At 70.1% G+C, this 16,790-nt stretch carries 15 protein-coding genes; 6 read left to right on the top strand and 9 right to left on the bottom strand.

Features of this window, described 5'->3' with window-relative positions; genetic code table 11:
* Positions 1-394 precede the first annotated feature (394 nt).
* Together ACIBAF_RS25000 and ACIBAF_RS24995 are read left to right on the top strand one after the other, a co-directional pair.
* Complete coding sequence (locus ACIBAF_RS25000; RefSeq protein WP_399465793.1) at positions 395-1,705, top strand: YihY/virulence factor BrkB family protein; 1,311 nt, start codon at positions 395-397, stop codon at positions 1,703-1,705.
* A gap of 74 nt (positions 1,706-1,779) precedes the next feature.
* Positions 1,780-2,454 carry a helix-turn-helix domain-containing protein gene (locus tag ACIBAF_RS24995; RefSeq protein WP_399465797.1) on the top strand — a complete coding sequence of 225 codons (675 nt, stop codon included), beginning with the start codon at positions 1,780-1,782 and terminating at the stop codon, positions 2,452-2,454.
* 31 nt (positions 2,455-2,485) lie between these two features.
* Here ACIBAF_RS24995 and ACIBAF_RS24990 read toward each other — a convergent pair whose 3' ends face one another.
* Positions 2,486-2,881, bottom strand: coding sequence for a VOC family protein (locus ACIBAF_RS24990; protein ID WP_399465791.1), 396 nt, complete (start codon positions 2,879-2,881; stop codon positions 2,486-2,488).
* 104 nt (positions 2,882-2,985) lie between these two features.
* Here ACIBAF_RS24990 and ACIBAF_RS24985 point away from each other — a divergent pair, with 104 nt between their 5' ends.
* Positions 2,986-3,519, top strand: coding sequence for a DinB family protein (locus ACIBAF_RS24985; RefSeq protein ID WP_399465790.1), 534 nt, complete (start codon positions 2,986-2,988; stop codon positions 3,517-3,519).
* Here the strand turns inward: ACIBAF_RS24985 and ACIBAF_RS24980 are convergent.
* The 8 genes from ACIBAF_RS24980 to ACIBAF_RS24945 form a co-directional block, all read right to left on the bottom strand.
* The gene (locus ACIBAF_RS24980) at positions 3,512-4,144 is read right to left on the bottom strand and encodes a VOC family protein (protein ID WP_399465789.1); all 633 of its coding nucleotides are present in this window, start codon (positions 4,142-4,144) and stop codon (positions 3,512-3,514) included. The two genes, ACIBAF_RS24985 and ACIBAF_RS24980, sit on opposite strands and share 8 nt — an antisense overlap.
* 146 nt (positions 4,145-4,290) lie before the next feature.
* The gene (locus tag ACIBAF_RS24975) at positions 4,291-5,334 is read right to left on the bottom strand and encodes a LacI family DNA-binding transcriptional regulator (RefSeq protein ID WP_399465788.1); all 1,044 of its coding nucleotides are present in this window, start codon (positions 5,332-5,334) and stop codon (positions 4,291-4,293) included.
* A gap of 182 nt (positions 5,335-5,516) precedes the next feature.
* The gene (locus ACIBAF_RS24970) at positions 5,517-7,109 is read right to left on the bottom strand and encodes a family 43 glycosylhydrolase (protein ID WP_399465787.1); all 1,593 of its coding nucleotides are present in this window, start codon (positions 7,107-7,109) and stop codon (positions 5,517-5,519) included.
* Positions 7,106-8,029: a carbohydrate ABC transporter permease gene (locus ACIBAF_RS24965; protein ID WP_399465786.1), complete on the bottom strand. Its 924-nt coding sequence runs from the start codon at positions 8,027-8,029 to the stop codon at positions 7,106-7,108. Before ACIBAF_RS24965 ends, ACIBAF_RS24970 begins: the two co-directional genes overlap by 4 nt.
* Entirely contained in the window at positions 8,029-8,913 is an 885-nt protein-coding gene (locus ACIBAF_RS24960; protein WP_399465785.1) for a carbohydrate ABC transporter permease, read from the bottom strand. The genes ACIBAF_RS24965 and ACIBAF_RS24960 overlap by 1 nt, the downstream gene beginning before the upstream one ends.
* Before the next feature lie 10 nt (positions 8,914-8,923).
* On the bottom strand, positions 8,924-10,261 hold the full coding sequence (locus ACIBAF_RS24955) for an ABC transporter substrate-binding protein (protein WP_399465783.1): 1,338 nt from the start codon (positions 10,259-10,261) through the stop codon (positions 8,924-8,926).
* A gap of 378 nt (positions 10,262-10,639) precedes the next feature.
* Positions 10,640-11,725, bottom strand: a complete 1,086-nt coding sequence (locus ACIBAF_RS24950; protein WP_399465782.1) for a LacI family DNA-binding transcriptional regulator — start codon at positions 11,723-11,725, stop codon at positions 10,640-10,642.
* A 226-nt stretch (positions 11,726-11,951) separates the two neighbouring features.
* On the bottom strand, positions 11,952-12,965 hold the full coding sequence (locus ACIBAF_RS24945) for a hydroxyacid dehydrogenase (protein ID WP_399465780.1): 1,014 nt from the start codon (positions 12,963-12,965) through the stop codon (positions 11,952-11,954).
* A 610-nt stretch (positions 12,966-13,575) separates the two neighbouring features.
* Here ACIBAF_RS24945 and ACIBAF_RS24940 point away from each other — a divergent pair.
* From ACIBAF_RS24940 to ACIBAF_RS24930, 3 genes are read left to right on the top strand one after another with little or no spacing between them, the layout of a single operon-like run.
* Entirely contained in the window at positions 13,576-14,925 is a 1,350-nt protein-coding gene (locus ACIBAF_RS24940) for an extracellular solute-binding protein (RefSeq protein WP_399465778.1), read from the top strand.
* A complete protein-coding gene (locus ACIBAF_RS24935; protein WP_399465776.1) occupies positions 14,922-15,920 on the top strand; it encodes a carbohydrate ABC transporter permease in 999 nt (332 codons plus the stop codon). Before ACIBAF_RS24940 ends, ACIBAF_RS24935 begins: the two co-directional genes overlap by 4 nt.
* Positions 15,917-16,789, top strand: a complete 873-nt coding sequence (locus ACIBAF_RS24930; protein ID WP_399465774.1) for a carbohydrate ABC transporter permease — start codon at positions 15,917-15,919, stop codon at positions 16,787-16,789. Before ACIBAF_RS24935 ends, ACIBAF_RS24930 begins: the two co-directional genes overlap by 4 nt.
* Position 16,790: the final 1 nt, after the last annotated feature.

Here is a 16,790-nt window from a genome sequence, read left to right as displayed (position 1 = left end):
CCCCGGCCGTCAGGCCCTTGAGCCGGTCGCGGACCGCCACACCGGACGGGCCCAGGGCGACGAACGGCGCCGCCGTCTCCCGCAACCCGCCCATCTCTTTCGCCCCTCCCCGCGTCGGCCTGAGAACCCCTCACCGCACCCAACGACCACCACCGGCAAAGGTCACCCATTCGACAGGGAAACTCCTGTTCCCCTCCAGGCCGCCGGACCTGCCGCGGCAGCAAGACTCACCCATGCGCGCCAGAACACCCCCCGTGCGCACCCAATCGCCAGCAGTTCAGAACCCCCGGGTACGACGGTCATGGCCATCCGGAGCCCGCGCGCCGCGTCCCGACCCGGTGACGCAGCCCTGCCGGAGGTGAGTGCAGCCCCGAACGGCGGATACCTTTAGGGCGTGCAGCCAGCAAGTCAGTCACCCGAGCAACCCGGGAGCCCCGCTGGGCGTCTCCACCGGGCACGCGCCCTTTACCGGAACGTTTCCAAGCGCCGGACCGCCTGGCTGCTGTTGAAGGACACCGTCAACTCCTGCATCGAGTACCGCATCCTCGGTCTAGCCGCCGAAGCCGCCTTCTTCACGTTGCTGTCCGTGCCGCCCCTGCTGCTCAGCCTCATCGGCCTGCTCGGCTACGTCGACGACTGGACCGGCACCGACAGCATCAGCAGCCTGGAGAGCAACCTCCTCGAGGCCTCGCGCACGGTCCTGTCCGACAAGGGCGTCCGACAGATCGCCCAGCCGATCCTCGACGACGTGATGAAGGGCGGCCGCCCCGACGTGATCTCCATCGGGTTCCTGTTCGCCCTGTGGTCGGGCTCGCGCGCGGTGAACGTCTTCATAGACACGATCACCGTGATGTACGGCCTCGACGGGGTGCGCGGCATCGTCAAGACGAGGCTGGTGGCGTTCCTGCTGTTCGTCGCCGCGCTGCTGATCGGTTCCATCGCGCTGCCGCTGATGGTCGCCGGACCGGACGCGGTGGTGGGGATCGTGCCCTGGTCGACGACTGTGGTCCAGGTCCTGTACTGGCCGGTCGTGATCGTCCTGTCCGTCGCGTTCCTGACCACGCTCTACCACGTTTCCGTGCCGGTGCGCTCCCCGTGGATCGAGGACGTGCCCGGCGCGCTCGTCGCCCTCGCCATGTGGGTGCTCGGCAGTTTCCTGCTGCGCATCTACCTGACGAACACGATCGAGGGCGCCACCATCTACGGCTCCCTCGCCGCCGCCGTCGCCGTACTGCTGTGGATCGGCGTGTCCGCCTTCGCCGTGCTCGTCGGCGCCGCCGTCAACGCCGCGATCGACCGCGTCTGGCCGGCCGCCGCGACGGCCGCGGCCCGCGCCGCCAACGAACGGCTGCGGCAGGAGGAGGCCGCGGAGTACGTCGCCCGCGTGGCGGCGATCCGCTCGCATGAGGAGGACGACCCCGACGATCCCGACATGCCGTCCGAGTTCCCCGAAAGATGGTCCCGTTTCCTTCCGCCGGAGGACGTGACGGGACGGTTCCGGACACACGTGAAGACTTCTCTGAAAGGACACGGGGGCCACGTTGGCCACGGAGGGTACGGAGGGCACGGCGGCGGCACTGGAAACGACGGCAGCGACGGTAACGAAGGCAGCAGCGGCAACGGCGGTAACAGCGGGGGCAGTGGCAACAGCGGCAACGGGGCGAACGGGGGGAACGGCTCCCAGAGGGGTGAGCCCGCGGACTGAGCCCCCGCTCAAGCGGGCGTACGGGGTCAGCCGGCCCACAGGAACCCCGGGTGCGGCGGCGTAACCTGGCGTACGTGTACGAAGAGCGGGCCTCCCGGCTGGCCGGGGCGGTGGTGTGGACGAACACGCCGTCGGCGGCGTTCCTGAGGCTTCCCGTGCTGCCCGACGGCTGCATGGACCTGCTGTGGAGTGAGGGCAGGCTGCTGGTCGCCGGACCGGACACCCGGGCTCACACCCCCGACGGCCCGCCCGCGCTCTGGGCGGGCGTCCGCCTCTACCCCGGCACGGCGCCGGCCCTCCTCGGCGTACCCGCCCACGAACTGCGCGACCGCCGCGTGGAGTTGGCCGACCTGTGGCCGGTGTCGGAGGTGCGGCGCCTGCGTGCCCGAGTCGCTGCGGCGGCGCACCCGGCGACGGCGCTGGAGGCGCTGGCACTGGAACGGGCCGCTCCGCCCGACCCCGCGCTGCGTCGACTGGTCGCCGCCCTCGCGGCGGGCCGTCCGGTGGCCGCCACAGCCGACGAACTCGGCCTCGGCGCCCGCCAGTTGCACCGCCGCTCGCTGACCGCCTTCGGCTACGGCCCCAAGACGCTGGCCCGGATCCTGCGCCTGCAACGCGCACTCGCGCTGGTCCGCAAGGGCGTGCCGTACGCGGACACCGCGGCCCACGCCGGTTACGCCGACCAGGCCCATCTCTCCCGAGACGTACGCGAGTTCACGGGCCGGACACTGGGCGACCTGCTGCGCTAGGGCGCCGACCTGTCCACTGCGACGCGAGGAGCTACTGGGCGAGCGGCGCGAACAGATCGACGCCGTTGCCGTCGGGATCGTGCACGACGGCGTACCGCTGGCCCCAGAAGGCGTCCCACGGCTTCAGCTCGCCCGGGTGGCCGGCGCCCACCAGCTCCTCGTACACGGTGTCCACCTCGTCGGGTGTGGCGCAGCGCAGCGCGAGCGACGCCCGGCCGCCTCCGGACGGCGGCCGCCACGTCGGGTGGAACGAGCGGACGGTTTCCTCGGTGTCCAGCAACAGCCGTAGCCCACCGGGCAGTTCGGCCTCGACGTGCGGCTCTCGCTCGGCGCCTTCGGGGAAGGCGAACCCGAGCCGACGGTAGAAGGCGACGGAGGCGGCCATGTCGGAGACGACCAGGCCGATGGCATCGAATCGTGGACTCATACGGCCACGGTAGGCGGGACAAGTGCAGCCGGTCTTGAAGGAAACGGACGTCCGGCGCGGAAAACCGTTCCCCAGGTGTTTCCCACGCGTGCGAGGGTGGCCCGATGGACAACGCAGGCCGCCGTGAGCTTCTGAGCTGGCAGTTCGCCCTTACCTGGTCCCTCTTCGAGTACCACCTCGACCGTGTGGGACCTGAGGACTTCCTCTGGGAACCGGCAGCCCATTGCTGGACCCTCCACCCGGACGGCGCCGGAGGATGGACGCCCGACTGGGCGGACACGGAACCCGACCCCGTCCCGGTTCCGACCGTCGGCTGGGTGAGCTGGCATCTCGCCTGGTGGTTGGGCGTCGCCACCGACCACCTCCTCGGCCGCCCTCCCCGAGAGCGCTCCGAGGTCCGCTGGCCGGGGGCGGGCGATTGTGCTGTCGCCTGGCTGCGCGGCCTGCGCGAGGAGTGGACGGCCGCCGTCGAGGGGCTCAGCGACGCCGACCTGGACCGGACCGCTCCGTTTCCCTGGTCGAGCGACCCCGAGTACACGGTGTCCCACCTGCTGGCCTGGGCGAACGCGGAGCTGATGAAGAACGTCGCCGAGATCGGGCAACTGCGCCTGCTGAGAGCGGCCTCCCAGGTCAGGTGAAGGTCACCGGCCCGTTGGGCGTGTCCACCGTGAACGAGAAGCCCCCCGGACCTTCGGTGACGGTGAGGTCGGCGCCGAAGGCGCTCAGCAGGGGGCGGACGTCCTCGGGGTCCGGGGCGGTCGCGGTCAGCTCCAGCAGGGGGCTGACGGGCAGGCCGGACGCGGAGGGATGGGGCGTGGCGCCCCAGTCGATGAGGAAGGGCACCACGCCGGACGGATGCGGGGTGCCGCCGTCGGTCAGCCGCCATCGAAGCAGGGCGCCGTCGGGACGACGTCTGCTCATCTCCCGTACGTCACCGGTGTCGTAGCCCCGGGCGCGGGCGGCCGCGACTGCCGCGTCAAGATCGGGCGGGCTGATCGCCCAGGTGGTCGTCCGTGCCGAGGCCAGCACGTCCATCCCGAAGGGGCGCGCATGGGACGGCACGGGCTGCTCCGGATCCGGGCCGATGATCTCCAGGTAGGCGCGACCGCCCAGGCCGACCAGGTAGTTGCGGGTCCCGAGCCCGACGTGCACTCCGCCCGGCGCGGGGGTCAGTCCCGTGCGGCGGGCGAACTCGGCGACCGTCGTCGCCAGATCGGGCGTTGCGAGGACGATGTGGTCGAGGCGTGCGGGAATGGTGTTCATCCCGCCCGAGCCTACGCGCCCGGCCGGGGCTGCCGCCGCCTGCACGCCTGCACGCCTGCACGCCTGCACGCCCGCGCAGGCCTCCGCGGCGGGCGCCCCGAGATGTTCGTCTCGCGGAGGGGCGGGCCGCGGGGCGGGTCTGGCCGTCAGCTCCGCGGTGGCGCCGTGCTCGCCCGTTGTACGAGCCGCGTCGACAGCTCCGTCCGCGTTCCCTCCGGATGCTCCCCGTCCATCATCCGCACCAGCAGCCGCAGGGCCGTCGCCGCCATCTCCGCCAACGGCTGACGGACGGTGGTGAGGGCGGGCGTGGTCCATCGGGACTCCGGCAGGTCGTCGAATCCGACCACGCTGACGTCGTACGGAATCCTCAACCCCCGTTCCGCCAGGGCCTGGTAGACGCCGAGGGCCATGCGGTCGGAGCAGACGAACACGGCCGTCGGCGGTTCGGGCAGATCGAGCAGCTCGCGCATGCGTCGGTGGGCGACGGACTCGTCGAAGCCCCCGTTGCGCAGGTACTCGGGGCGCTGCGCGAGCCCGGCCGAGGCCAGCGCCGAGCGGTAGCCGGCGACCCGGGCGCTGCTGCACATCCTGCGGCGCGGACCGGCGATCACGGCGATGCGTTCATGGCCGAGTGCCAGCAGGTGCTCGGTCGCCGTCACCCCGCCCTGCCAGTTCGCCGCTCCCACCGACACCACCCCGGGCGGCGGCTCGACCACCGGGTCGATCATCACGAACGGTGTGCGGTGCTGCTCCAGCCAGGCGAACTGAGAGGCCGTCAACTCGGCCAGATTGAACAGGACTCCGGCCGAACCCCGCACGGTCAGCTTGTCCAGCCAGCCGCGCTGCGGGCGGCCGGCGCGGGTGCGGGACAGGGCGGCCGAGACGACCACGTCCAGACCCGCGTCGTGCGCCGCCTCCTCCACGCCGTGCAGCACCGCGCCCGACCCGGAACTGTCCAGCGAGTGCACGACCAGGTCGACCAGCCGCGGCGGCTTCGTCGCGTCGAAGCGCGGTCTTCGTACGTAGCCGAGCCGGTCCAACGCCTCCGTGACCCGGCGGCGGGTCTCGGGGGCGACGTCCTCCCGGCCGTTGACCACCTTGGAAGCGGTCGGCACGGACACCCCCGCCTCGCGGGCCACGACCGCCAGGGTCGGCCCGGCCGTCACGCTCGCACTCGCCGTGTGCACCATTGGGAACCACCTCTCCGGCCCGCCCGAGGGCCAGCGAAAGTTCGACCAGCACCCTTTCGGAGCCGATCCGGAAACAGGCGGCTCGCAGAAAGCGCTTGCTATCCTAGGTGTGCCGCAGCGCGACGTGAAGACATCGGGAAACACGGGATCTTGTGGCGGTGAACTTTCGAAACCGCATGAGCTCAGGCGGGCGTGCAGGTCAGCCGGAAGTCCCGGAAGTCCGCGGTGAAGGCGGCGTCGACCAGGTCCCGGACGTGGATCCCGGCCAGGGTGCCGGTGAAACGCAGCCGTCCGCCATGGTCGTCCGACAGCCGGTCGGCGTCCAGCGGCGGGCCGACCGGCGTGCGCACCCCGTCGCGCACGTACCAGAAACGCGCTTGTTCGCCGTCGACCGTGACGCCCAGCGTGACCGGCACGCTCGCGTCGACGTCCACGACCGCCGCCTGCCGCGCACCGTTCTCGTCGCGCTCCACCAGGCTGAGGACCGTCCGTCCCCCGCCCTCCCACTGCTGGCCGCGCTGCGGCTCGCCCGCGGGCTCCGCCCAGGTCAGGTCGAGGCAGAGATACGCCTCCGCGTCGTAGCGGAGGATCAGGCCGGCGGCCTGCGTGAAGGTGAACGGGCATGCGTCCAGGGTTACTTGAGCCGTGGCCCGGTGTTCGGTGAGGCGCTGGGCGAGCAGGCTCTGCGCCCAGCGGGACTCGGGACCGTGCCGGCCGCGCAGGCGGATCCAGCCCGGACGGGAGGCGACGTCCGCCCAGGAGGGATCCGGCGGTTCGCGCAGGGTGCTCCAGGGCCAGCCCAGCGGGTCGTCGGAGGGAGAGGGTGGGGGAGTCTCGTATGGACTGCCCGGCACCTCGACCTCGACCGACGGATGCCAACCGCCCTGCCTGAGCCGCGGTCTGCCCGCCGCGTCCCAGGTCACCGCCTGGATCGCGGTCTCCCGGCCGAGGGTGCAGCGGGGGCCGTGCGGCGTCCTCAGCGGGCGGGCCGTGAGGTGGCTCAGGAACCACTCGCCGTCCGGGGTCTGAACCAGCTCGGCGTGCCCCGCCTTCTGCAGCGGCAGCCCCGGATCGTCGCGCGAGGTGAGCAAGGGGCGGTCGTCGAGTTCGTACGGGCCGGTGAGGGTCCGACCGCGGGCCGTGCGGACGCCGTGCTCGAAACCGGTTCCGCCCTCGGCGAGGATGAGGTGGTACCACCCGCCGCGCTTGAGCAACTTCGGTCCCTCGACGAGCCGTTCGTGCTGGAGGAGAAGGTGCGTGTCGCCGAGCGGGGCGAGTGTGTCGCGGTCCAGCTCCGTCAGGACGATGCCCGCGAAGCGGTTGCCGCCCGGGCGGTGGTCGTTCTGGAGGTTGAGCAGCCAGAGCCGGCCCTCTTCGTGGAAGAGGGCGGGGTCGAAACCGTGACTCGCGACGCGGCGCGGCGGCGTCCAGGGGCCGCTCACGTCGGTGGCCGTGGTGACGTGGACGTCCTGGTCGAAGTACGGCGTCCCGACGGACCGCACGACCGCGTAGACCATCCAGAACCGCTCGCCGTCCCAGCTCAGCGACGGCGCCCAGATGCCGCCCGAGTCGGGGACGCCGGCCAGCGTCCCCCCGGGAGCGGCTCCTTCGACATGGCCCGCGTACTCCCAGTGGGCCAGATCGTGCGAGCTGTGGATCGGGATCGTCGGGAACCACTCGAAGGAACTGGTCGCCACGTAGTACCGGTCGCCGACCCGGATCAGGGACGGATCGGGCGCGAAACCGCGGATCACGGGGTTGTGCGCAACGGTCACTTCAGCGCTCCCAACGTGACGCCGGTCCGCCAGTAGCGACGCATCGCGATCATCATGATCGCCATCGGCACGATGGACAGCAGTGCGCCGGTCAGGACCAGGCTGGTGACGTCGACGCCCGATTCCAGGCGCTTGCCGCTCCAGTTGTACAAGCCGATGTTGAGCGTCCAGTTCTTCTCGCCGCGCAGCACGGTCAGCGGCAGGAAGAAGGCGTTCCAGGTGTTGACGAAGGCCAGCAGGAAGACCGTGGCGCCGCCCGTCGTCATCATCCGCAGGACGATGCTGAAGAAGATCCGCAGCTCACCGGCGCCGTCGAGGCGGGCCGCCTCCAGGAGTTCGTAGGGAATCGTGGCCTCGGTGTAGACCTTGGCGAGGTACACGCTGAACGGGTTGATCAGGCAGGGGATCAGCATCGCCCAGGGGGTGTCGACCAGGCCGATCTCCGAGAACATCAGGTAGAGCGGGAGGGTGAGCAGCGCGATCGGGATCAGGAACGAACCCACCACGCTCGCGAACACCACGGTGCGGCCGGGAAAGTCGAAACGGGCCAGGCCGTAGCCCGTGGCGAGGGCGATCAGCGTGCCGCCCAGGGAGCCGACCCCCGCGTACAGCAGGGAGTTGGCGGTCCAGCGCAGGAAGATGCCGTCCTCGTACGTGAACAGCTGGTGCAGGTTGTCCCACAGGTGCCAGCCGGAGAACCACAGTCCATTGCTCTGGTAGAGGCCGACGCGGTCCTTGGTGGCGGCGACGATCAGCCACCACACCGGGAACAGGCTGTAGGCGCTGGCCAGGACGAGCCCGACGAGCAGGAAGCGCTGGCCGCCGCGCGAGCGAGCGGCCGGGTCCGGGCGGGTCCGGCGGCGGACGGCCGGCGCCGGGGGCTTGTCGGGCTTCTCGGCGCGGTTTTCGGTGAGCGTCATCAGTCTGCCTCCCTCGAAGTCAGCCGGTAGAAGAGGAAGGAGGCCACGCCGAGGATGAGGGCGAGCAGCACCGACAGGGTCGCGGCGTAGTGGTAGTTGCCGGCGTTGAACGCCTGGTTGTAGATGATCATGATCGGGGTGAAGCTGTCGTTCACCGTCTGCGGGGTGACGTTCCTGAACAGCGCCGGCTCGTTGAAGATCTGCAGCATCTGGATGATGGACAGCAGACCGGTCAGGACGAGCGCGCCGCGCACGTACGGGACCTTGATGCTGCGCGCGATCCGCAGCTCGGAGGCGCCGTCGAGCCGCGCGGCCTCGAACAGCTCGCGCGGCACGGCCTGCAGCGCCGAGTAGATGATCACCATGTTGTAGCCGATGCCGTGCCAGGTGAGCAGATTGCCGATGGACGGCCACACCATGGACGGCGAGAAGAAGTTCCAGTCGAATCCGAACAGCTTGCCGAGCGGGGTCAGCGGACCGACGTCGGGGCTGTAGAGGTTGATCCACACGATCGCCGCGACCACCCCCGGGATCATGTACGGGACCAGGAGCAGGATCCGGAACCGGCCGGCCACGCGCGAGGTGAGCGCGTCCAGCAGCAGCGCCAGCACCAGGGCGACGAACAGCATCACCGGGATCTGCACACAGGCGAACAGCACCACGCGCAGGATGGACGTCAGGAACGCCGAGTCCGTCAGGCCCTGCTGGTAGTTGTCGAAGCCGGAGAACTTCTCCGTGGCGCCGCCCAGACCGAGCCCGGACTGCCGGGTGCGGAACAGGGACTGGTAGACGGCGTAGCCGATCGGGACCAGGTAGAGGAACACGAAGCCGAGCTGGAAGGGCGCCGTGAAGGCGGCGCCCTTCCAGCGCAGGGAACGAATCATCGGCTGCGCCTCAGCCCTTGACGCTGATGCCGCGGGACTTCAGGTCGTTGACCGTCCACTGCTGCATGTGCGCGAGCAGGTCGGTGACCTTCTGCTCCTTGCTGACGACCTTGCCCCAGCCCGCCTGCAGTTCGGTGAACATCGCGGTCCAGTCGGGACCGAAGGCCCAGTCGGTGGTGACGGTGCCCAGGCTGTCCTTCACGACCTGCTGGGCAGGCTGGTAGTTCGTGCCGAGCAGCTTCTGGGAGATCGCCTCGCCGACGTAGGAGTCGCTGTCGGCCAGTGCGGGCATCACGCCGTTGCCCGTGGTGGGGCTCGCCATCGTCTTGACCGCGCCGACGTCGGTGGACATCCACAGCGCCGCCTCGGCCGCCTGCTTCTGGTTCTCGCACTGCTTGGGCACCAGGGTCACGCCACCGCTCTGGTTGGTGCCGGCCGGGGTCTTGGCCGGCTCGCCCGCGAAGGTCGGCCACGGCGTGAGCGCCCACTGGCCGAAGGACTTGGTGAAGTTGTTCACCATGCCGGCCATCTGCCAGGTGGAGATCTGCCGGGTCGCGGTGCCGCCGTTGTCGTAGTTGCGCTGGACGGCGGCGTAGTCGGCGAAGGAGAGCTTGGAGTTGAGGTCGTTGTCGATGACGTCCTGGATCACCTTCGCGGCCTTGAGGGTGCCCGCGTCCTGGAAGTTCACCTTCCAGGAGTCGCCGTCGACGGCGTACCAGTGCGCCCCGGCCTGCATGGCGAGCACCTCCAGGGTGCTGGGGTCCTCGCCGGCGTAGTTGGTGATCTTGATGTTGTGCTTCTTCAGCTCCTTGCCCGCGGCGATGAAGTCGTCCCAGGTCGTGGGCGCCTTCAGGCCGTACTTGGCGAAGACGTCCGTGCGGTAGATCGTGAACGCGGGCGCCGAGCTGGTCGGCACGCCGTAGACCTTGCCCTGCACCTGCCCGGCGGCCCAGGAACCGGCGTTGAACTTGTCCTTGCTCGGCTCGACGTACTGCGTGAGGTCGGCGAGCGCGTCCTGCGAGACCCAGCTCGTCACGTACTCGGCGGTGTTCTGCACCAGGCAGGGCGCGTTCTTCGCCTTGACCGCGTTGGTCAGCTGCTTCTGCATGGTGAGCTGGTCGGTGACCTTGGTGTACTTGAGCTGGACGTCCTTGTGGGAGGCGTTGAACGCCTTGACGACCGCTTCCTGGCCGTTGGCCCAGCCCCAGAAGTCGAGGGTGACCGGACCGGACGACTTCGAGGACGAGTCATCGTCCCCGGACCCGCCGCAAGCGGTGAGCAGACCTGTCAGTGCGAATCCCGCAACGGCGGCGCGGGCGAACCTTCTCCGGGGGCTGGTGGAGTTCATCTGACCGTGATCCTTCGGAAAGTAGGCCTCGGAATCGAGGAACGGCGGCTCGGTACTGGCCAGGAACGGCGGCCGGAGGGCGTCGGCTCGCGGTTGCGGGGGGTTCGGCCAAAGCGGAAGCTGTAGTAACCGGTTGCTGGGACCGTAGGACGGACGCTCCGCGCAGAGCAAGAGGTAGGCGGAAACTTGTTACGGCCGTGGGTCGGTGGGATCAGGTCTCCGTGAGCGCTGCGGATGCCGTATGGCGGAGTGATCTCCGCAGGTCAGAAACGCTGAGCAGAGGTCTTCAGGACCCCTGGAAGACATCGCTCAAGCGCTCGGCGAGGTCGGCAAAAACCTTCGGTAAACGGTTTCGTAACGTGGTCACATCTCACTCGCTCACCGTCGAGACGGAGGCCGTACCGAGTCGCGTACGACGACATGAGTGCCCAGCACGAGGTGCTCCCCGTCGCCGCCCCTGCGGCCGCCCGAGCCGCCCTCGCGCCGGTCGGCGACCGCCCGCAGCGCGACGCGGCCCATCTCCTCGTACGGGACGTGCACGGTGGTCAGCTGAGGGGTGAGCTGGGAGGCCAGCGGGATGTCGTCGTAGCCGACGATCGACACGTCCTCCGGGACGCGCAGGCCCGCCGAGCGCAGCGCCTGCATGGCTCCGGCCGCGACGATGTCGGTCCCGGCGAGCACGGCGGTGAAGTCGGGCGTCTCCCGCAGGGCCCTCTCGACGGCCGAGTACCCGTGCTCGTCGTCGTACGGACCGTGCCGCACCAGGCCCGGGTCGAACGGCGCCCCGTACGCCTCGAAGGCCCGCCGGGCGCCCTTCAGCCTGCTCTGCGCCGTGGTGAGAGGGGCGGGGCCGGGCAGGATCAGGACCCGTCGGTGGCCCGCGGACAGCAGATGGCTGGCCATGGCATAGGCGCCGGACTCGTTGTCGTAGTCGACGGTCGTGGCCGGTACGTCGCCCTCCAGCGGCGGCCTGCCGACCAGGACCAGGTGTGAGCCGGCCGCGTCCAGGGAGCGGGCGAACCGGGCCATGCGCAGCTGGTACTCCTCGTAGTCGTAGGCGCCGCCGAGCAGGACCACCGCGGCGACACCCTGCTGGCGCATCATGTTCACCAGGGCGAGCTCGCGTTCCGGGTCGTCGCCTGTGGTGCCCACCAGGGAGAGCCATCCGCGCATCGTGGCGGCGCCCTCGACGCCCTTGGCCACGTGGGCGAAGGCGGCGCCGGTGATGTTGTTGAGCAGGATCGCGACCGTCGGGGTGCCGCCGCCGGCGAGGGAGCGGGCGTGGGCGTTGGTGACGTAGTCCAGGTCCCGGACCACCTTCATCACCCGGCGGCGCAGCTCTTCCGAGACCGGGTAGTTGCCGGACAGCACGCGCGACACGCTCGCCACGGACACGCCCGCGCGCTCCGCCACGTCACGGATGGTCGACCGTCCGGCGTCCGAGCTGGTCCTGCGCTGACTCACCGTGCTGGCTCCTTCGCCGTCGTGGTCCGCCCGCCGGGGAGGCCCGGGCCGCCCGGCCCCTCGTCGGTGCGGAAACGGTATCCCATCGTTCCCCCAGGTGGGGGAGCCTGTGGACAGTGCCCGGCGACCGCCGCTGAACAGGCCTTTTCCCCTCGCGTAGGCCACCGGTGGGACGACGGGGCGTGCCGGTCGCGGCGCGGGCCGGGCCGCCCGGGCGGCGCCGACATCACGCGACCCGGGCCAGGTCCGCGTGCCGTACCTCGTGGGCCAGGGGCAGGCCCTGCGCCAGGCGCTCCAGTTCCTCGACGACGATGCGGCCGAGCCGCTCCAGCTCGTTGCCGAGGGAGCCCGCGATGTGCGGGGTGAGGAAGACGTTGGGCAGCCGGTACAGGGGGGAGTCGGCGGGCAGCGGTTCGGGCTCGGTGACGTCCAGGACCGCGTTCAGCCGACCGGAGAGCAGCTCGTCGGTGAGGGCGGCGTGGTCCACCAGGGCGCCCCGGGAGGTGTTGATCAGCAGGCCGCCGTCCCGGACCAGCGCGAGCCTGGCGCGGTCGAGCATGTGGTGGGTCTCGGGGATGTCGGGCGCGTGCAGGCTGACGATGTCGCTGTGGCGCAGCAGATCCTCCAGGGAGAGGAGCTGGGCGCCGAGCTCGGCGGCCTCGGCCGCGTCGACGTACGGATCGTGCAGGAAGGCCTCGAAGTCGTACGGGCGCAACAGTTCCAGGAGACGGCGGCCCACCCGTGAGGCGCCGATGACGCCGACGCGGCGGCCGAGGTTGCCGGTGGTCGCGGTCTCGGCGGGGGTGGGGTAGGCGTGGGTGCGGCGGAAGCGCTCGCGGTGGGCGAAGGCGTCCTTTCCGGCGAGCAGGATCATGGCCAGGGTGTATTCGGCGACGGGTACGGCGTTGCCGGTGACCGCGCTGGAGACGGCGACGCCGTGCTTCCACAGGGCGTCGCCGACGAGGGTGCGGACCGAGCCCGCCGCGTGCAGGACCGTGCGCAGCCCGGGCGCCGCGGTGAGCGCGTCCGCGTCGAGGTGGGGGCAGCCCCAGCCGGTGATCAGGACCTCGGCGCCGGCCAGTGCGGGCGCGGCGGCCGGATCGGCGAAGTCCCGGACGACGATCGTGGGGTCGAGGTCGGCCGTTTGCCGCAGGCGGGCCAGGAGCGGCGCGGGGAACAACAGGGGGAGATGCACCGGATCCATGGCGAACACGGCCCTGGGCAGCTGGGCGCTGGGCATGACTCTCCTGAGTGCGTAGGAAACATTTTCTGAAAGCGTCTTCTACCGTAGGTCTGCTCCGGAGCCGGGGTCAATCGGTGGGACGGATCGCCGAAACGGAAATCCTTGCGGGCCGCTTTTTGGGCAAAGGGGCACTTCAGAGGGGGAGTTCGTAGGGGCGGCCGGGGCGTGCGGGCGGGCCTCGCGGGAGCGTGAAACATGTTTCCGGTGTGAAGGCGCGGAGTGAGGCGCGAAGGCGGAGCCGTCGGCACAACCGGTTGCCGAAGGTGCAGGGAGGCGGTGTTCGCGGGTGCGAGTCGGCAAAATCTTCGAAGGGCCGGCCCCGGTGCGGACCCGGGTGCCGACTCGCTGATCATCGCAGGTCAGACGAGTTTTCCTGGAGGGCGGAGACCGCTCTGCGGTGACTGCGCGGCGGCTGGCGGCCCGTGCGCGGAGTTTTCGAAAGTCTGCGCAGGCTCTTGACGCGCCATCGAGACCGGCACAAGCTCTGGCCACCCGCTCGTAGCAACCGGTTGCTACCTGTTACTACGGCGAGTCCCTCGCGATCCCGCGTTCGCGACCTCCTCGGATCGCCCGAGCTCGTATCCCCGAACCAGAAGGCGAGGCCTCCATGCGCTCCCATGCCGGCGCCCCTCCCAGCCGCCGCCGCTTTCTCGCTCTGTCGGCCGGCGGCGCCGTGGCCGGCGCGGCGGCGCTGAGCGGCTGCGCGATGCGCGTGTCGAGCGGGGTCAGCGGATCCGGCGAGACCGTCACCGTGATGGTCAACTCCGGCGACATCCTCCCGGAGCAGGTCCAGCAGGCGAAGAAAGACCTCGGCATCAAGATCAGCTTGGTGAAGTACGACATCACCAAGCTGATCGCGATGCTCACCAGCGGCGAGCCGCCCGACCTGGTGCGCGGCGTCGGGGCCGTGGACCTGCCGTTCTTCGCGGCACGGGACGTGGCCGAGGAGCTGGACCCCTACTTCGCCCGAAGCGACGTCCTGGGGCTCGACGACCTGGATCCCGTCAACGACCTGTGGCGGTACGACGGCCGTACCCAGGGCAAGGGCCCGCGCTACGGCATGGCCAAGGACTTCTCCCAGGACTCCATGTTCTGGTACGACACCGCGGCGTTCGACAAGGGGGGCGTCGACTACCCGTCGGAGACCGAGCCGGTCACGTACGAGGAGTGGCTGGACACCGCCAAGCGCCTCGTCCAGCGCAAGAAGGGCCAGACCACGGTCTTCGGCGGCAGTTTCAACGGCCTGACCCGGGCCACGCTCCTGGCGACCATGACCGCGTCCGCCGGCGGCAGCCTCTTCAACGACGACTTCTCCCAGGTCGACTTCACCACCCCCGAGGCCCGCAAGGCCCTGGCCTGGTACATGGACTACGCCAGGACCAAGGTCGGGCCGAGCCTCATCCAGCCCGACCCCAACGGCTGGGACGGGCCCACCTACCAGGCCGGGCGGTTGGCCATGTCGAACTCCGGTTACTGGCTGGGCGGCATGATCGGGACCGACAAGAAGCTGGCGGACGTGTCCCGCCTGGCGCCTGCCCCCGTCTTCGCGGGCGGCCCGCGGATCAGTGCCTGTCAGGGCGGCACCGGCCTGTGGATGCCGCGCGGAGCGAAGAACAAGGACGCCGCATGGCGGGTCTTCGAGTGGTTCTTCGGCGAGGAACCGGCCAAGGCGCGCGCCTCCGGCGGCTGGGGCATCCCCACCCTGAAGTCGCTGCGTTCGCTGATGCCGGCCAAGGAGGCCTACCAGAAACGGGTGCTGAAGGCGCAGGAGAACGAGCTGAAGCACTTCTCGGTGGTCTCCTTCACCCCCTACTCCAGAGCGGACGCGGTCGACGCCCTCTTCAACCAGATCGCCCCCGCCGCGATGAACGGCCAGATCTCCGTCGACGCTCTCGCCGGGCGCCTGAACGCGGCTGTCAACGAGCAGCTGAAGCGCGGTAAGGAGCAGGTGGGATGACAGTCGACCAGATCTCCTCCGTCGCGGAGCGGCCGGGCGCCGCCGCGAGCGCCCGACGCGCACCGGCCGCAGGCGGGCCGCGGACTTCCATGATCGCGCGCAGGCGCCGGGCGTTCTACATGTTCGCCTCGCCCTGGATCATCGGGTTCCTGCTGCTGACCATCACGCCGATGGCGTACGCGCTGTGGCTGAGCTTCACCACGTTCGACGGCATCTCTCCCCACTGGAAGTACGTCGGACTCGGCAACTACCGCGAACTGCTGAACGATCCGGTCACCTGGGACGCGCTGGGCCGCGCGGGCCTGTTCGCGGTGACCTCGGTGCCGCTGTCGATCATCGCGGGGCTCGGTCTCGCCGTCCTCGTCAACCGGCCGATCAAGGCGCGCGGCGTGTTCCGCACCCTGCTCTATCTGCCCGCCGTGGTGCCGCCGGTGGGCGCGGGCCTCGCCTTCAAGCTTCTCTTCGATCAGAACTCCGGAGCCTCCAACGGCGTCCTGACCTTCTTCGGCATCGACGCCGTGGGCTGGCTCGCCGACCCCTACGCCCGCTACGTCCTGCTCATGACGGTGCTCTGGGGCGCCGGAAACGTCATGATCATCTCGCTGGCGGGGCTTCAGGACGTACCTCGGGAACTCCACGAGGCGGCCCGCATCGACGGGGCCGGCGCCTGGCGCACCTTCCGCAGTATCACCGTGCCGTTGCTGTCGCCCGTCCTGCTCTTCCAGACGGTCACCGGGATGATCGCCTCGGTGCAGACCATCATGCCGCTGCTGCTGGCTCCGCTCGGCGACACCAGCGGCATCACCACGGTTCCGCAGTCCAACTACCTCTACATGATGCACGTGTTCGCGCAGTACTTCGCGCTCGGCCGCTACGGCTACGCCTCCGCACTGCTGTGGGTGCTCTTCGTCCTGATCCTCGCCGTGACCGGACTCATCTTCAGGTTCACGTCCGGCGCGGTGTTCTACAACGTCGACCCGGAGGCGAAGAAGTGACCGCCACCACCCTGCCGCCCAAGTCATCGGTGACCGACGTGCGCGTGCGGGTGCGCGCCAAGCGCCTCGTCCTCTACACGGTCCTCGTCTCCGTCACCGGGCTGTTCCTCGGCCCCTTCGGCTGGCTGATCCTCTCCGGCCTGAAGACCCAGGGCGAACTGGCCGCCTCGCCCGTGCACTGGCTGCCCGACGCCTTTCAGTGGCACAACTTCGCCGACGCCTTCAACCAGATCGACTTCCTCGGCTACGCCCGCAACTCCCTGGTCATCGCCCTCATCTACGCCACGCTCGTCACCCTCAGCTCGGCCTGGGTCGGCTTCGGCTTCGCCCGCCTCGACGCACCCGGCAAGAAGGTGCTCTTCGGCGTCCTGCTCGGCTCGATGATGCTGCCCCAGATGGTCACGCTGCTGCCGACCTATCTGATCTTCGCCAAGCTCGGCATGGTCGACACCTACTGGCCGTGGGTGCTGTGGGGCTTGTCCTCGGCGCCCTATCTGGTCTTCCTCTTCCGGCAGTTCTTCGCGGGCCTGCCGCGCGAGCTGGAGGAGGCCGCGATCGTCGACGGCTGCGGATACACGTCGATCTTCTGGCGGATCTTCCTGCCGCAGTCCTGGCCCGTGCTTTCCGCGAGCTTCATCATCGCCTTCACCTGGACCTGGGGCGACTACATCGCCCCGCAGCTCCTGCTGTCCACCGACCGCACCACGCTCGCCGTCGCCGTGATGACCACCTACGTCAGTGAGGCCGGCACGCCCGTGCCCGAGCTTCAGGCCGCGGCGTCCGTGATGTATGTCGTCCCGATCCTGCTGATCTTCCTCATCGCCCAGCGCGGCTTCGTCGCCGGGATGTCGACCTCCGGTCTCAAGTAAC

Origin of the sequence: Streptomyces sp. NPDC051677 (assembly GCF_044453465.1) — a bacterium.
Taxonomy (GTDB): Bacteria; Actinomycetota; Actinomycetes; order Streptomycetales; family Streptomycetaceae; genus Streptomyces.
Note: the sequence above shows the minus strand (reverse complement) of the source record. Positions and strands in the feature narration are given on the sequence as shown.

Excerpts from the sequence above, each read along its gene's own strand:
- ACIBAF_RS24990 (WP_399465791.1), bottom strand. The coding sequence starts at position 2,881 with ATGAGTCCACGATTCGATGCCATCGGCCTGGTCGTCTCCGACATGGCC.
- ACIBAF_RS24940 (WP_399465778.1), top strand. The coding sequence starts at position 13,576 with ATGCGCTCCCATGCCGGCGCCCCTCCCAGCCGCCGCCGCTTTCTCGCT.
- ACIBAF_RS24960 (WP_399465785.1), bottom strand. The coding sequence starts at position 8,913 with ATGATTCGTTCCCTGCGCTGGAAGGGCGCCGCCTTCACGGCGCCCTTC.
- ACIBAF_RS24980 (WP_399465789.1), bottom strand. The coding sequence starts at position 4,144 with ATGAACACCATTCCCGCACGCCTCGACCACATCGTCCTCGCAACGCCC.
- ACIBAF_RS24935 (WP_399465776.1), top strand. The coding sequence starts at position 14,922 with ATGACAGTCGACCAGATCTCCTCCGTCGCGGAGCGGCCGGGCGCCGCC.
- ACIBAF_RS24985 (WP_399465790.1), top strand. The coding sequence starts at position 2,986 with ATGGACAACGCAGGCCGCCGTGAGCTTCTGAGCTGGCAGTTCGCCCTT.
- ACIBAF_RS24955 (WP_399465783.1), bottom strand. The coding sequence starts at position 10,261 with ATGAACTCCACCAGCCCCCGGAGAAGGTTCGCCCGCGCCGCCGTTGCG.
- ACIBAF_RS24945 (WP_399465780.1), bottom strand. The coding sequence starts at position 12,965 with ATGCCCAGCGCCCAGCTGCCCAGGGCCGTGTTCGCCATGGATCCGGTG.
- ACIBAF_RS24975 (WP_399465788.1), bottom strand. The coding sequence starts at position 5,334 with ATGGTGCACACGGCGAGTGCGAGCGTGACGGCCGGGCCGACCCTGGCG.
- ACIBAF_RS24965 (WP_399465786.1), bottom strand. The coding sequence starts at position 8,029 with ATGACGCTCACCGAAAACCGCGCCGAGAAGCCCGACAAGCCCCCGGCG.